We start from the raw sequence: 16,253 nt of genomic DNA, 5'->3' as shown, positions 1-16,253 counted from the left end.
TTTCTCCTTTTTTTATATCAATAAATATCTGTTACACAGATTGTTGACATTCGATTATTTGTAGTTCGAATTATATATCCAAAGTTCTTGTACTTTAGCGTTGAATCTTCTGAGACACTGCCTCTATTTTTGTGTAGAGTGTTTTTCGAGCAGTTCGATATCGAGCTGTTGATCTTGATTTTAAGAAACATTATCCTGTGTGACGGGAGAACTTGCCAATGAATAGTCGTGGAGCCGATGGATACATAAGTTCCTGCATAGTTTATTGTGTATATTGCTTTATGGATGTCTATGGAATGAATTTTGATGACAAGCTAGAGTTGAAATGGGTATATGGATAAGAACGAATACGGAAAAAGAATGATATTAAAAGAAAGGATTGGCTATAACTACCTAAAATACCTGCTTACCGGGGTCTTTTCAGTAGTGCTAGTTATGGGCTATGCACAGGAAGAGGAGAAAAAACAGGAAGAGAAGCGACAATCTAGTGAGCAACAAGACGAAAATCAACCTGCGATTATTGAGTCTTTGGATGTCGTACGTGAATATCGGCCGATATTGGCCGATGCCATCAAGATGCGCCGGACTCCGGACATGAGTTTTGATCGTCAATCGCTAGAGATTGAGCTTCGCAAGATCGCCGCCGCCAGATATTTTGCAAAGAACAAATTCAAACAAGCTTATTACAGTACCGTGCTGGAACAGCACGCTGATGCTTCGCAAAACAATATCGATAATTACCGGATGGGCTATCTGGCCTACCAAGCACACGAATATGAAAGAGCGGTCTCTCTTATGAAGAAGATGACAGCCTCGGATGCCTTTTATCAAAGCTCGCTGATTACTTTAGGCCATATCGCCCTAGAAACCGGGGATAAGCAAGGTGCTAGTAATGCATTTGCTCAAGCGTCCAAATTGGATTTCGATCCGATATTGAAAGTCGATGGGTTGTTTAACTATGCTAAAATCTTATATGAATTAGACTCTGTACCAGCTGCCTTGAAAATCACACAGGAATATATTGCTCAGAAATCTATGGATCGTGATTTGGAGATTAGAGAAACTGAGACTGAAGAAACACTTTCAGCTGATATCTTATTGGGTACGAGTAATTTCCATGCGGGGGTAAGTCTGCTAGAAATGTTAGACAATAGGGAGCGAGAAGCCGATATAATCTATCAAAAAGCAACGTATTATCGCGGATTGGAGTTTTATAACGAGCGCGCTTTTGAAAACAGCATATCCATGTTCATGCGATCCGAAAAATTTACGTTCGATGCGGAAATGGCGGCGTTAGCCACGTATTGGAAAGCGGAGGCGATGTATGAAGTGCGCAAGTACGGAGAAGCTGTTGATAACTTTTCACGGTTCCTTCGGTTGCCCGCTGCACGAAACACCGATGTATACAATTATGCGAACTATGGCTTGGCTTATGCGGCGTTTCGTAATAACAGCTTTGGTGTAGCGGCCGAGTATTTTGAACGCTTTATGTCTCTTGAGGGAAGTTCAATGGAGGATAAAGTACGTTATGATGTGATTGCACGTTTGGGTGATTCGTATTTAGCCGTGCGCAATTACGGCCGAGCTAATCAATATTATGATGAGTTGATCAACGGCAAAGCTCCCAATCAGGACTATGCATTGTTTCAGCGTGGTATTCTTCATGGATTGCAAGGTGACAATGAAACCAAGCTCAGTATCATGCGGTCTGTTATCGAACAATTTCCAAATTCGAACTACGCAGATGACGTAGCCTTTGAGATACCATATACGTATTTCACTGAAGGACATTACGATATCGCCATTGAAGGCTTGCAGAAGATGATAGAACAATATCCGCGCAGCAGTTATGTTCCCCGGGCATTGATGACCATCGGATTGGTTCAGTACAATAAAAATGAGACCGAAGTTGCGAAGGCCACTTTTCAAAAGGTGATAGAGGAACATACCGCGACTGCCGAGGCAGTGCAGGCTATGCGTTCCATTGAAAATATATACCTGGATCAGGGTGATACTACAGGTTATATTAATTACGCAACCAACGTTAATGTTAGTGCTCTGAGTCCCGCAGAACAAGATAATATGGCTTTCCAAGTAGCCAATTCCTTGTTTTCCAGAGGGGCCTATGGGGCAGCCGTGGAAGCGATCAATGCGTATTTTGATAAATTTTCGAAACCCAGACAGGAAAAACATGCCCGTTATATCCGTGGAGTAAGTTTGTACCATAGTGGGCGCCCCAAGGAAGCGCTGCATGACCTGAATATTATCCTGAACGACTGGACGAGTCAGTATACAGAGAATACCTTGCTGACGGTATCAGCGTTATATCTGGATTTGGAGGAATACAACGAGGCTATCGTGCACCTCAAAAAACTAGAGCTCACTTCAGAATACAAAGAACGCTATGGCTATGCGGTAACGAACCTGATGAAGTGTTATTTCGAAATCGGTGACTTGGGGCAGGCTGCCAAGTATTCGATGTTGGTAAAGACTTATGATGAGGCAACTGAGGAGGAAATTGCCATGGCACATTTGTACGACGCACGACTCATGTTGCAGGAAGGGAACGTGGAGCCTGCCATGCAGGAGCTAAGTCTAGCGGCGCAAAAGAGCCAAAAGGCAGTCGGTGCAGAAGCGCGGTATCGCCTAGGACAATTACAGTATGAAAACAAACAATATGATAAAGCTGAGAAAACAGCCTTTGATGTGATCAACAGCATGGGGTCACCAGACTATTGGGTGGCCAAAAGCTTCATCTTGCTAGCGGATGCCTATGCTGGCAAAGGCGATAAATTTCAGGCGAAGAGCACGTTGGAAAGTGTGATTGAAAATTATGAAGGAGATGATGATGTCATCCCTCTAGCAAAAGAGCGTATAAAGAAATTAAACGGTAAGTAAAATACGATTCTGTAAGACGTACGAAATACGGTAATTGTATTTTAATAAGCATTGCAGACTGCTCAACAACAACACGCAAAAATGAAAATAGCGATATTAACAATGGGAACACAAGGAGATGTTCAACCATTTGCAATTTTAGGACAGGCATTGAAAAAGCGTGGACATCAGGTAACACTTTCGACAGCGAAGAACTTTGCAGCACTCGTGAAATCTTACGACATCGAATTTTTGCCAATAGAAGCAGACTTTCAAGAGTTTATGAACTCGGAAGAAGGAAAAAAAATGATGAAAAATCCTTTTCGTGCAAAGAAGAATTTGCGTGTTTGGGTTTATCCAATGATTTATAATTCAATGAAGATCTTTTACAAACTATCTAAAGAAAGCGATAGGGTAATTTTTCATGTCAAAACAATGGGGGACTATTTTGCGGATCAATTTCCAGATAAGATGATAAAGGCGAATGTAATTCCGGCAATAGAATATACAACAGAATTTATTAATCCGGTTTTCAGTGCTTTGCCTATTCCTTCGTTTCTTAACAGACTGAGCTACAAATTATCGGACCTTGGTATAAGTATGATGATGAAGCCAGTAAATGAATTTAGAAAAAGCGAAGGACTTTCGCTAAAATTTAAGAAGCCTACACTTCCATCTATTTATGGAATTAGTGAAACCTATCTCTCAAAGCCCAAAGACTATTCTGTAAGCACTCATTTTACAGGATTTTGGACAACCACATCAAATATTGAATTGGATAAAGATCTTATTGACTTTATAACGCGAGGTACACCACCTCTTTTAATTACTTTCGGTAGTATGACATTTGAAACTAAAATGGATTTGCCAACAGCAATTGAAAACCTTTCAAATGAGCTTAATGTAAGAGTTATTGTAGTTAAAGGTTGGGGCTTTAACAGCACAAAAAGATTAGATGAAAACCCAAATATAAAAGTTATAAAGTCCGCACCATATGACAAGCTATTTCCTCTTGTCAAAGCAGTAATTAATCACGGGGGTATTGGTACTGTTTCTGCTTGTTTAATTGCAGGAAAACCGTTTTTTACTTGTCCTGTCTTATATCCACTTGGTGATCAGTACTTTTGGGGTTATATTGGTTTCAAAAAAGGAATAGCTTTAAGACCCATAGCACTGAAAAATTTGACAGAAAGAATGCTAATTGACAATGCCCAAGCATTATTGTCAACAGAAACACTTTATACAAATAGCTTAGAAATGTCAAAAAAAATCAAATCAGAAAACGGAGTAGAAAGAGCAATAGAATTAATTGAAGAAAACCAACGGTAATATTGTAGAAGATCATATTTGACAGGTGGCTTTAACGACGTTAAAGAAAAGAATAAATTTGTTTTATAACGAATGAGCTGATTTCAGACGTATTGAAACATTATGAGCGGTTTTTGACCATTATTTCAGAAGAACGTAACGAAATGTTTATTAGCAGCAATGCAAATAGAAAAATGAAATAACTAGTTTGTATTTGAAGTTGAAAGAAAATAAGAAAGAGTCCATTTTTAAAGAGGTCAGAACGAAGATAGGAGGTGTCGCTACTGATTTCTGGAGGTGGCTGAAGCCAAACCCGGTTGATCATTGGTCTTTACAGATTATAAAGAGCCTGGCAAAGATGCCTCTAGTCTTATTATTGATTTTATGTTCTCCAATTCTGATCGTCGTCTTATTACTAATTTTTTTGATCGCACTTTGAATGCTAGGGTGAAAGCGATGTTGCTGCAACGGTGGTTTATTATAGCATTGGCATTGGCAATTGCACACCAGGTTTTACAAAAAATACTGCAGGTTAGTATACCGTTTGTTGATTCTTATCTTGATCCTCTTCTATTTTTACCAATATTACTTCACCTAATACTCCTTGAGCGACGTTACGTATTCGGAAAAGGTTCAGATTATACTTTTTCTTGGCCTCAAATAATTATGGTATCTGTTCTGATCTCCGTTGTGTGTGAGGTTTTATTTCCACGATGGAGTCCTTCATTTACAGCTGACTATAAAGATACTGTCTGTTATTTTATAGGGGGAATAGTGTTCGGGATATTTTTTAATTCCCATCCATATGAACGTTAACCTCAATGGTTAAAGGAATAAAATAGTAATCATTACGGTACGCTTGATGGACAACTTTCTGTTTATTTTGAGCATGATGTTTGTGTGAAGAAGGAAAAGCATTAATTTTATCCGATTATTCCATTATTGAAGAAAGCGTAAACAGAATTAACAACTTAGAAAATAGATGAACAAACTGCTTCGTAGATTCAATATTCGCTCCGAACAAGAAGATTATGAGGTGATCCATCAAGTCATGGAGAGCGGAATTGTATTCAAGGGCACGAACCTATGGATATTAATATTTGCAATTTTTATTGCCTGTGTGGGTTTAAATGTGAACTCAACCGCGGTGATTATTGGCGCCATGTTAATATCACCACTAATGGGTCCGATTATTGGCATGGGTTACAGTTTGGCTACTTATGATTTTTTCCTGCTGAAAAAAGCAGCCTCTAATTTTGTCTTTGCAGTTGCCTCTGGGCTAATTACTTCTACCCTTTATTTTTTGGTTACTCCGATAAACGAAGCTCATTCAGAACTTTTGGCGAGAACTCAGCCTAATATATACGATGTTCTGATAGCACTTTTCGGAGGTTTGGCTGGGATTGTTGCAATGTCGAGTAAGGTCAAAGGGAACATCATCCCAGGAGTTGCCATCGCTACAGCTTTAATGCCACCATTGTGTACTGCGGGTTATGGCCTCGCTACGGCAAATTGGAGCTTTTTTTTGGGAGCGTTTTACTTGTTTACAATCAATACAGTTTTTATCGGAGCGGCCACATTGATAACAGTTCGGCTTCTTAAATTTCCGATGATAACTTATACCGATGAGAGGCAAAAAATAAAAGCAAACAGGTGGGTGACCTTTATTGCTTTAATGACCATGATTCCCAGTATTTATTTTGGTTATATTATGGTACAGCAGGAAAACTATAACCAAAACGCCACTTCTTTTATCAATAACGAGACCTTCATTGAAGGCGACTACCTGCTTCAATCAAAGATTAATGCTGCCGCTAAAAAAATATCATTGACTTATGGCGGTAAGGCTATTACAGAAGTTGAAAAGGAAAAATTAAAAAGTAAACTGCCCTTTTATGGTTTGGAAGGAACCGATCTGGCTATACAGCAAGGGTTTAAAATTAATGATACGGAACTTAAGACTTCGACACAAGATAAAACGCTTTCTGAACTAAACCGCCTGAGGTTAGATTTAGCCAACAATCAATTAAAATTAGATAGTATTGAGAAGAACCGAGAATTAGGTAAAGTTCTATTAAAGGAAATCGAAGCTTTTTTTCCCCAAGTAATTGCCTGCTCTGTCGGAGAGCAGCTGTTTTTTAAGGACTCAATAGCAACTCCTTATTATTTGGTTGTTTTGAAGACGGATCTAAAACCTTTGTTGAATGCAGACCAAGTGAAATTGAAAACATGGCTTAACACGCGCTTGCAAGCAGATTCTATCGAGATTTTTATTGCCGACTAAAATTATTCCTTTTTATTGTCAATTATTACATATATAATAAACCGCTGCTTCCTAACTTATAGAACGAGGCAGAAACCGGATAATTTAAGCTTTTGCCTGTCATTGCTGGGCTCTTTTATCCGGTTTCTAAAAGATAAAACCTACTTTACTTTAGCCAAACATCTTTTTCAAAACAGGTGACCTGAGTTGCTTCTCCATCGCTCAATAAAAAAGTAAGAGGAAAAGTGCCGTCCTCATTCAGGAAAAAAGTTTCCGATCTGGGCGTAAAGGCAATTTCTTTATTGTCCCATAGCTGTTTTAATATCAATCCGTTTGCTGAAGATCGGATATTGATCTTAAAACTATTGTTTTGTAAACTATAGGTTCCTTCAAGACCTTTAAGTTGTGCTGCAGATAGCGGTTTGACTATTTTGGGATCAAATTCGACTTTTACTGTTACGATTTTATCCAATATCTTAGCAGAAGTAAACTGACCAGAACTGTCTTTTAGGAATTCGACTTTGTGACCTTCTTCTTTTGATTCAAAGTTTGTTTCATTGATTTGGATAAGCTGATATTCTTTGTTATTCCATTGGGCAAAAAGCACATTGTCTTTGAGCTCAAATTGAATAAAGGATGCATTATCGGGAAGTTGGTAATATCCTGCGAACATTTCGAGAGGTACAGTTTTAGATTGCTGGCTATCTCCTTGTGCAATAACACCTGCTAGGGCGGGTGTTTGTACAAAACAGTTCATTGAAATAATTGCGCTTCCGAATAAAATGCCGCTGATGACCACACGGATCTTTGGGGCGATTGCTGACTTAAATGAGTTCATTGTTTTCATAATTATCTTTTTTTATGCAATGATAACCCTTTAGCGATTAGAAGAAGTTCGGATGGATGCAAATGAACAGAATGCGGTTAATGAGCTTCCGAATTTGCTTTAATGTATTCTTTAGGAGTGAGCTTAGTTGCTTTTTTAAAGGTGGTATAAAATGTAGTTTTGGAGTTGAAGCCGGCTCTGATAGCAACACCGAACATATCTAAATGCTTGGTATCTTCCGATAATAGAAGTGACTTTGCTTCTTCTGTCCGCAACTCATTTATAAACTGATAAAAATTCTTGCCGACTCCATTGTTAAGGACGTAGGATAGTTCATGTGTGTTGATGCCTATATTATCTGAAAGTGCTGAAAGTGTTAGGCTTGGGTCGAGATATAGTTTTTCATCGACTGTTTTTCGCATCACTATATATTTGAGTCCTTCAACTTGTTCAGGTGTAAGTCGTTCGTTTAGTGCTTTTTTGGGTGCTATTTCATCTTTTTCCGCTGGATGATATGTTTCGATAGCATAAATTGATTTTTGAGTTAGTGTTGAATATGCCAAAAGGATTATCCCCAAAAAGTATAGAATGGGAGAGAAATAAGTTGCCTGAATATTGGATATACTCAATATACGAATGAAAATCAAGAATAATACTGAAATCAACAGATATCTTAGCCATTCAAGATCTATTTTTTCGGTAAACGACGCCACCATCTTTAAGTTTTTTTGGTGACAACGGAGCAAAGAGAAACAGAGGATCCAGTAATAAATCGTCTGGATGAAGAAAAAGTATCGAACAATAAACCCGATCCACGAAGGCAATAGATCGTTTTGTTCATTAAATAGGTTTGGCATTAAATAAACCAGGGAAAATATAAGGAAAAGCAGAAAAGGAACGAAATGGAAAAACCATTTCTTCTTAGGCAAAGATGGTGACACGTAACTGTTTACTGCCATATAAAGGCAGGGGAGCATTGCCCATCTAGGTAGTTCGAGTAGATGGATAAGGAAACTTCCTCCAATTCCAAAGTCTTCCAGGAAAAGCTGTGTAAAAGTGCATGCAAGAATATAATAGAATGCGCCAAGCCATCGGTTGGCTTGGATATTCACTTTATCGAACCCCATAAAAAGAAGGGATCCTAATAGCCATAATGCTCCACTTGAAAAGGCATAGAAAGCAGCTAAGGTATTTATTTCAGACATCGGATAATTGGGACTGTTTCCGTAAATTTAAGTATTTGAGTTGTTCATTGTCGTTATTTTTTATTAAAGTAGATACGTTCCATTATACTTTGGTTCGAAGTTATCCAACCGAACTAAAAAATGTAATGGTTAAACAAAAAACTATTGGTGCGATATGTAGCTTTGAGAGACTTTTGTTTACTATTTAAGTGTGAAATAACTTTCTAAGCGTTTATAAAAAAAATCCAGATAAAAATTTGTGTAACTCGAGGGTTACGCTTATATTCGTAACTTCAAAGTTATCTATATGAAAACAGAAATTAAACATCAATGGATTTATGAGCAATCCCCGTACGAAGTTTGGAAATATCTCACACAATCAGAGTTAATAGCTTTATGGCTTATGCCCAATAATTTTGAAGCAGTGGTAGGGCACGAGTTCGAATTTCGAACAAATCCTATTCCAAGCCTCGAACTAAGCGGAATCTTTTATTGTAAGGTTCTTGAAATCGTTCCATTTAAAAAACTTACTTACAGTTGGAAAGGTGGACCAGTTTATGGAATAACAACGCTTGACACCATTGTTGAGTGGACGCTGGAAGAACAGGGGAATGGGACAATACTGAATTTGAAGCACTCAGGCTTTAAAGGAGAAAACTATGATATCCTAATGGGTATGACAGATGGTTGGCTTAAGAACATTCAAAAAATGCTTGACCACATAAATTAGAATAACAATGGCAACACCAACCCTTGATGCTTTTCAGGTAATAGCGGATCCAAGTCGCAGACAAATATTGTACTTACTTACCAAAGATAGTTACAACATAAGCAATTTAGCCGAAAACTTTGAGATGAGCCGACCGGCAGTTTCCAAACATATCGGAATCTTGGAAACTGCTGGCTTTATTACTATTAAAAGTATTGGTAGAGAACGTTTTTGCACTTTAAATCAAGATGGTTTTACTGAACTGCGTAATTGGATAGACCATTTTGATGAATTTTGGAACATCAAATTGAAGAATCTAGATACAATTTTAAAGGGTAAAAAGAATTCAAATTAGAATATATCAAATGCAAAAAGAAATTTTATTACAAATGTTAGAACAGAACCGAATGGACTGTTCTCATTTCTGCAAGAACATAAACGCAGAGAATATTGACTTTCGCTTAACGGAACAAACAGCATCGGTTGGATTTATTTATCGACATATTGGCGAAACGATGAATTTAATTGGTGAATTTTTTGGTTATGAAACAGACGTGGAAGGAACAACAATTGGGCAAAAAGATACAGAAATTCAATATAACCTGGAAATAAGCCATGCATATTTTGAAAAAGGGTATAATACTCTTAAGGAATTGATTGCCAATACAACAGACAAGGAATGGCTTGAAGAAATAGATACAGCCTGGTTTGGAAAAATATCAAAAATAAAATTGTTTTCAATTCTGCTATTTCACAATTCTCATCATTGTGGGCAAATATCGTCAGCGGTATTGAAAGGAAGAAAACAGTAAGAAACGCAAATTTCTAGGCCTTTTAATAAAAAACACCTTATTAGAATTAACAAGTTTAGAAATAAATATCCTTGAAAACGTTATATTAAATTAGTTAGAGAGTTGGAATTTGCTGTATTGGATTGATAAACAATTAATTACATCATCTGGTGCATTTTGAATAATGAAATGATTCGAAATTATTTTTATTTAATTGTTGGACTTCTGTGTATTCTGTTTGCGGTTACTTATACATTAAATGGAGTGGGGACAACTTAACTATTTTGATATTTCGAAAGTTCCAAGCAGAAATTAATGACCTCTTTAATTAGGTTAAGAGAAATAGTATTTATTAATGCAATTTAGTTGCAATTAATAAATACTATTTCTATGTTTGCAACATTGTTTCATTTAGTTAGTCTTGTTTATGAAAAGAGATATGGGAATAGAATCTGCCAGGAGAAATAGTATTGTAGCTAAATTGGATGGTGTTGGCTTTACTGCTTCAACATTATGTGCTGTCCACTGCGCGCTCATGCCTTTCGTGATTGCCTTTTTACCGCTTATTGGTTTGGGCTTCTTGGTTGAGTCTTGGGTTGAAACAAGTATTACAGCATTCTCAATAGTTGTTGGAATTGGTTCGTTAATCCCATCTTATCGGAAATACCATCATAATAGAAAGCCGTTGATTATTTTGACGATCGGCTTTGTGTTGATTTTTGGTGCACATTTTTTGGGTTTTCATGAAATGGAACCTATACTGGTACCTCTTGGAGGGTTTTGTATAGCTGCTTCCCATTATTTCAACTGGAAATTATCCAAACCCTATCACGGTCATCGTTGTGACATATCTGCAAAATAGAGGAGCTTTTATAAGCTCATGATATCATTTTTTTATTATTTGTTGAAAGTGTTTTTTAGAGAAAAATAAATACAATTTTGAAAAGGAACAGAAAATATTCAGTAAGTGCTTTTAGCCGGATTTTGTTGGCTCTGCTTGCTGTTTTCTATGTTTCGATTTTTGCAATAGAAGCTTTTCATATTCATCATAACTCTGTTGAGATTAGTTTATCTGATGGTTTAAATGATGGATCGAATGCAGTTGATTGCAAAATATGTGCTTATTTCGCTCATCATAAAAAAGAGGAAATTGCTGTAAGTGTAATTATTTCCTTTGCCTTGTTCATTTTTCAAGATGGCTCCTTAACCACGCTTGAGCTTACAAGAAGATATCAAACCGATATACAGGATTTTATCAATAGGGGGCCTCCCTATCCTTTGGTCTAACGACCCAATCAATCATATCATAACGTAAATGTTTTCGGTGATAGTCGTGAGGCTCTCCGTCTTTGCTTTGTGATTGAATTTATCCTGTATTTCTAATCTGTATTCTTATGTAACTGAAAATGAAGGTTTACTACTTTGTTCTATTTTGTTTTTTTCTTATAAACCCGCTTTTGGGTCAATCTTCAAAACCATCTGAAATAACAGCAGGGGGAAATGATCGGCCTTTGCATGATACAATTAAGTCATATCCGCTAATCAATGAACTGCAGGAGGTGACAATTACCAGGAGTATTGTCGAGCTACGAAAGAAAACGGAATCGATGAACATTGAGACGGTCAGCAGTACATTTATCCGACGAAATTTGGGAGGTAGCCTCATGAAATCGTTAGAGCGTTTTCCAGGAATTAAGACCATTGGGATTGGATCCGGGCAGTCGAAACCGCTGATACGTGGTCTTGGATTTAACCGCGTGGTGGTAATTGATAATGGCGTTAAACATGAGGGGCAGCAATGGGGAGCTGACCATGGATTGGAAATTGACCAATTTGCAGCCGATGAGATTGAATTGATTAAAGGTGCAGCATCTTTTATATATGGCTCTGGTGCTATAGGTGGGATAATTGACGTGAAGCCTCCTCACATACCTGCGCCACAAACGCTTGGCGGATCTATTGACCTGATAGGTAAGACCAACAATAATTTATATGGTACTTCTGTAAATCTTTTTGGTCGGAAACAACACTTGTTTTTTGATGCAAGGCTGACCTATCAAAGTTACGGAGATTATCGAGTACCTACTGACAGGGTGTATGTATACAACTATGCTGTTGACTTATATAAAAATTACTTGCGTAATACAGCTGGTCATGAAAGCGGTCTGCATTTTAATGCCGGATACATCGATGATCATTTCAGCAATATTTTTTATATAAGCAATACGCGTATGAAAAGTGGTTTTTTCGCCAATGCGCATGGTCTTGAACCTCGAAATATAAATGCTGAATTGCATGATGTTTCGCCACGGGATATCTTGATGCCAAGCCAGGAGGTGAACCATTTTAAGATTATTAACCGAAGCGTTTATCAATTGGGTGTTCATCAGTATGAAGCGGAACTGAGCTATCAGAATAATTTCCGTCAAGAATTCAGTCAATATATTAATCATGGTTATATGCCTCCGGTATATCCTGATACAATGCGAATTCCTATTAATTTGGAAAGGGAATTTGATAAACAGGTATATTCTCTAAATCTTCGAGACCAAATGGTTCTAGGCAAACATAGGTTGACTGTTGGTCTCAACGGAGAATATCAGCAAAATGATATCAATGGCTGGACGTTCTTGATACCAGCCTTTAAACAAACGACAGGAGGTATATTCATTTATGATAAGTTTCAACTGAATGATCGAATGCTTCTTCATGGTGCTATTCGCTACGACTATGCCAGAATTCGGATGTATAAATATACTGACTGGTTCAATTCTGAAATCAATGAAGGTGGAAACATGATATCGCAAAATCTTGTCAGGGCGAGTGATTTGAACCGTAGTTTTCATAGCTTGGTATGGTCTGCCGGTTTAAATTACAATCTTGGAAAAATCGCTTTTAAAGCCAATGTAGGTAAAAGTTTTCGTGTTCCGATTGCTAAGGAGCTTGGAGCCAACGGTGTTAACTATCATTATTTCAGCTACGAACGTGGAGATTCGGCTTTGTCGCCGGAGCAGTCGTACCAGGCAGATCTGAGCTTGGGGTGGAATGAGCAAAATTGGTCGGTACAGGTCAGTCCTTTTTACAACTACTTTCCCAACTACATTTATCTTAATCCTACTGCGGATCATGATTATTACTATGGGGCAGGAAATCAAGTTTTTCAGTATGCTCAAAGTCAGATTATGCGTTACGGAGGAGAAATTCAGCTGAAATGGAAATTCTTAAAGAACCTGAGTACGGAACTATTGGGAGAATATCTGTATTCTGAACAGTTATCGGGTGATAAAAAGGGCTATACACTGCCTTTTTCTCCACCAGTTACAGGTTTGCTCAATTTTACATGGTCACCTGAGATAAACAGCCTTTTGAAAAACAACTATCTGTCGTTGGATTATCGGGTTGCAGCTGCACAGAACAACATTGTGCCTCCGGAAAAGAAAACGCCTGGTTACCAGATTGTGAATGTACAGGCAGGTACTGAATTCAACCTTTATGGCCAGCAGATAATGGTTAGCCTACAGGCGCAAAACCTATTAAATACCCGCTATATGAACCACACTAGTTTTTACAGGTTGATAGAACTGCCCGAGGCTGGAAGGAGCATCATTTTGGCACTTAAAATTCCCTTTTTAATTGGCTCGCCAACAATGAACATTAATAATAACAATTAATAAAATAACAACCATTCAATTTTAAAAACATGAAAACAACAAAAACTATTGCAGCAGTATTCTTATTTGTAGCCACTTTTAACGCTTGCAAGAAAGACACTCAACCAGAGCCCGAATTGGCCAAGCCCACCATCGACAACATCGAAATCGGCCTAGGTAATAATCAGATAGGGGTAATTGGGAAAGACTTTCACTTAAATGCCGAAATATTGGCTGGCGATAAAATCGAGAATGTGCAGGTTAAGATCTTGCCTAGAAGCGGTGAGACCTATACTAAACCATGGGAGTTCGAAATTACTTGGGATCAGTATAAAGATGCTAAAAATGCGACTGTGCATAAGCATTTTGATATACCGGAAGACGCAGCCGAAGGTAAGTATGATTTCATAATTATTGTTAATGACCAAAATGGGACAACACTTGAAGAAAAGAGGGAGATAAATATCTATAAAGCGGAGAATCTGCCGGTAAATCCTACATTGTTACAACTGAATATACAGACAAATGGATCATTCTTTTATCGAGACGGAAAATTCGCGGTAGAGGGAGCTAATTTATCTAAAAACAACGAATTTAGTTCACAAACTACGATTGACGGCGTTAAAGGAGACGGAAAAATGTACCTGCTTCTGATTAACAAAAAGTTAGGTCACAGGCCTGAGAATATCGATCAGATAGATATGGACAAAGTTATTGTATATGACGTTTATGAGCACAAAGGCTGGGAGAAGGTTGGAAGTTTTTCTAACGCAGTTTTTGATGCGGCGACATTTACATGGACGCGCAAGATACCTTCATTGATTGTCGGAGCTGTTAAAGATAATAACAATCCACAGCCTGGACTTATTAATGGTGACAAAATTTGGGAGTCTGGCACCTATTATTTTGGGGTAGTCTACAAAAACACTACCTATAATATGAGCTACTTCCAATACATTGAGGTTCCTGTTGAAATTAACTAAGCAAATGACCGGGGCATAAAATAGCCCCGACATTTTTAATTCCACAATAATAATATATCATGAAAAAACAGCTAACAGGTTTATTCCTGATCCTCGTTATGGCTATTAGTGCATGTAAAAAAGATTCTCAGCCGGAAATAGATACAGAATACCCCGAAATAGACATTACGGGTACCAATGCCTTTCCTAAACAATGTGCAACGATAAAACGGGGAGAAACCTTTATATTCAGTGTAATTCTGCAAGATAATGCAGAGCTCGGCTCGATAAGCATTGACATTCATCACAACTTCGATCAGCATACGCACAGTACCGAAGTGAAAAGTTGCGATCTGGATCCTATCAAAATTCCTGAGAATCCTTTTTTGTTGATCCAGAGTTACGACATTCCCGAAAACCTGAAGGTTTTTGAAATTGAGCAAGAAGTAAGCGTACCGGTCGGTGTTGATCTGGGCGACTATCATTTTATGATTCGTCTGACGGATAAGGAAGGATGGCAAACGATCAAAGGACTAAGCATTAAAATTACAGATTGAGCTTCGTGTCGCTTTCTTATAAATGAATTGGTAGATATTTATTCTTTGCCTTTTTTATTGCAGCTATCACAAGAACCATATATTATCAGATTTTTATTGGTAGCCTTAAACCCTTTTGGAATAGAAACAGCAGGAATTTGGACTTCATCCATACAGTAGATATTCAAACAGATTGTGCAATTAAAATGAACATGTTCATCTTTATGTTTTTCGCTGGTGCATAAAGGTGAACATAAGGCGTAATTTGAAGTTCCGTTTAGATCCAGAATCTTATGAATAATTCCACTCTTCTCAAAAGTATTCAATATCCGATAAAGGGTTACTCTGTCTACTTCTTCTCCAAGCATCTGTTCCAGATCGGGTTGTGATGTTGCGACTTCCCTTGAATTTAAAATAGATAGAACACTTAACCGTGGTCCAGTCTTTTTAAGATGGTGTTTATCAAGAAGATCATTAAATTTTTCAGTTGTTTTCACTTTACAAAGTTAATGTTAATGATTGATTAATAAAATTTGGAGTTTTCAGATTGAATAGAGAGAAACCTAATTTCAATGATTTGTAAATGAAATACTTAGAAAAATGTTGTGGTTTTGCAGGAAGGAGCCAATCCGCAAAAAAATAATTGGAATTTAATGATTGATCTTGACAGATGTCAAGGCTTTTTTCCTTTAAATATCATTGGAGAAGGTTGCTTCATGCCTATATCTTTGAATCATTAAATAACCAAAATGGCAATAGAAAAAAATAAACAAGTGGTTATCAAATTCAATAAAGAATTTTTTGAATCAGGAAATACAGAAATTACAAAAGAATTGTTGGCAGATAATTTTGTAAATCATACTGCTCCCCCCAACGCACCGACAGATGCAAGCGTAATGGTTCAATTCATTATCGGTTTTCATAAAGGCTTTTCAGATGTTTCCGTACAAATTCACGAAGTGTTGGGAGAGGGGGATACAGTTTCTTTGAGAAAAACAATAACCGCTACCCATATAGGAGAATTTATGGGAAAAATGCCCACAGGAAAAAAAGTAGAAATGAACGTAATTGAAATAGATATTTTAAAAGATGGAAAAATAACAGACCACTGGAGCAGAAACGATTTTATGCAAGTGGTTTAAAGTCT

The 16,253-nt window shown here is 37.5% G+C and carries 15 protein-coding genes; 12 read left to right on the top strand and 3 right to left on the bottom strand.

Annotated elements, in window-relative coordinates:
* Positions 1-333 precede the first annotated feature (333 nt).
* The 3 genes from C8N28_RS13035 (at position 334) to C8N28_RS13025 (ending at position 6,469) form a co-directional block, all read left to right on the top strand.
* The gene (locus tag C8N28_RS13035; RefSeq protein WP_246012829.1) at positions 334-2,898 is read left to right on the top strand and encodes a tetratricopeptide repeat protein; all 2,565 of its coding nucleotides are present in this window, start codon (positions 334-336) and stop codon (positions 2,896-2,898) included.
* Between the two features lie 81 nt (positions 2,899-2,979).
* Entirely contained in the window at positions 2,980-4,206 is a 1,227-nt protein-coding gene (locus tag C8N28_RS13030) for a glycosyltransferase (RefSeq protein WP_132225601.1), read from the top strand.
* Positions 4,207-5,167: 961 nt separating this feature from the next.
* Positions 5,168-6,469 (top strand): DUF389 domain-containing protein, encoded by a 1,302-nt coding sequence (locus C8N28_RS13025; RefSeq protein ID WP_132225599.1) that lies wholly within the window; start codon positions 5,168-5,170, stop codon positions 6,467-6,469.
* 145 nt (positions 6,470-6,614) lie between these two features.
* On the opposite strand, the gene C8N28_RS13020 is transcribed toward C8N28_RS13025, so the two are convergent.
* Both C8N28_RS13020 and C8N28_RS13015 read right to left on the bottom strand, forming a co-directional pair.
* Entirely contained in the window at positions 6,615-7,295 is a 681-nt protein-coding gene (locus tag C8N28_RS13020; RefSeq protein ID WP_132225597.1) for a hypothetical protein, read from the bottom strand.
* A gap of 77 nt (positions 7,296-7,372) precedes the next feature.
* The gene (locus C8N28_RS13015; protein WP_132225595.1) at positions 7,373-8,479 is read right to left on the bottom strand and encodes a helix-turn-helix domain-containing protein; all 1,107 of its coding nucleotides are present in this window, start codon (positions 8,477-8,479) and stop codon (positions 7,373-7,375) included.
* A 286-nt stretch (positions 8,480-8,765) separates the two neighbouring features.
* Between C8N28_RS13015 and C8N28_RS13010 the strand changes: the two genes are divergently transcribed.
* The 8 genes from C8N28_RS13010 to C8N28_RS12975 all read left to right on the top strand — a co-directional run bounded on the left by C8N28_RS13010 (position 8,766) and on the right by C8N28_RS12975 (position 15,127).
* Positions 8,766-9,188 carry an SRPBCC family protein gene (locus C8N28_RS13010; protein WP_132225593.1) on the top strand — a complete coding sequence of 141 codons (423 nt, stop codon included), beginning with the start codon at positions 8,766-8,768 and terminating at the stop codon, positions 9,186-9,188.
* Positions 9,189-9,195: 7 nt separating this feature from the next.
* Positions 9,196-9,522, top strand: coding sequence for an ArsR/SmtB family transcription factor (locus tag C8N28_RS13005; RefSeq protein WP_132225591.1), 327 nt, complete (start codon positions 9,196-9,198; stop codon positions 9,520-9,522).
* Positions 9,523-9,532: 10 nt separating this feature from the next.
* Positions 9,533-9,979 carry a DinB family protein gene (locus C8N28_RS13000; protein WP_132225589.1) on the top strand — a complete coding sequence of 149 codons (447 nt, stop codon included), beginning with the start codon at positions 9,533-9,535 and terminating at the stop codon, positions 9,977-9,979.
* A 406-nt stretch (positions 9,980-10,385) separates the two neighbouring features.
* A complete protein-coding gene (locus C8N28_RS12995) occupies positions 10,386-10,820 on the top strand; it encodes a MerC domain-containing protein (protein ID WP_246012827.1) in 435 nt (144 codons plus the stop codon).
* A 77-nt stretch (positions 10,821-10,897) separates the two neighbouring features.
* Positions 10,898-11,245 (top strand): hypothetical protein, encoded by a 348-nt coding sequence (locus C8N28_RS12990; RefSeq protein WP_132225587.1) that lies wholly within the window; start codon positions 10,898-10,900, stop codon positions 11,243-11,245.
* Between the two features lie 170 nt (positions 11,246-11,415).
* Positions 11,416-13,629: a TonB-dependent receptor gene (locus tag C8N28_RS12985; RefSeq protein ID WP_246012826.1), complete on the top strand. Its 2,214-nt coding sequence runs from the start codon at positions 11,416-11,418 to the stop codon at positions 13,627-13,629.
* A 29-nt stretch (positions 13,630-13,658) separates the two neighbouring features.
* Entirely contained in the window at positions 13,659-14,591 is a 933-nt protein-coding gene (locus C8N28_RS12980; RefSeq protein WP_132225583.1) for a DUF4625 domain-containing protein, read from the top strand.
* Between the two features lie 59 nt (positions 14,592-14,650).
* Complete coding sequence (locus tag C8N28_RS12975; protein ID WP_132225581.1) at positions 14,651-15,127, top strand: DUF4625 domain-containing protein; 477 nt, start codon at positions 14,651-14,653, stop codon at positions 15,125-15,127.
* Between the two features lie 38 nt (positions 15,128-15,165).
* Here C8N28_RS12975 and C8N28_RS12970 read toward each other — a convergent pair whose 3' ends face one another.
* A complete protein-coding gene (locus C8N28_RS12970) occupies positions 15,166-15,603 on the bottom strand; it encodes a Fur family transcriptional regulator (protein WP_132225579.1) in 438 nt (145 codons plus the stop codon).
* Positions 15,604-15,855: 252 nt separating this feature from the next.
* On the opposite strand from C8N28_RS12970, the gene C8N28_RS12965 reads away from it, so the two are divergent.
* Entirely contained in the window at positions 15,856-16,248 is a 393-nt protein-coding gene (locus C8N28_RS12965; protein ID WP_132225577.1) for an ester cyclase, read from the top strand.
* The last annotated feature ends 5 nt before the right edge of the window (positions 16,249-16,253 follow it).

It is taken from the genome of Albibacterium bauzanense (assembly GCF_004339765.1).
In the GTDB taxonomy this organism is placed as follows: Bacteria; Bacteroidota; Bacteroidia; order Sphingobacteriales; family Sphingobacteriaceae; genus Albibacterium; species Albibacterium bauzanense.
Note: the sequence above shows the minus strand (reverse complement) of the source record. Positions and strands in the feature narration are given on the sequence as shown.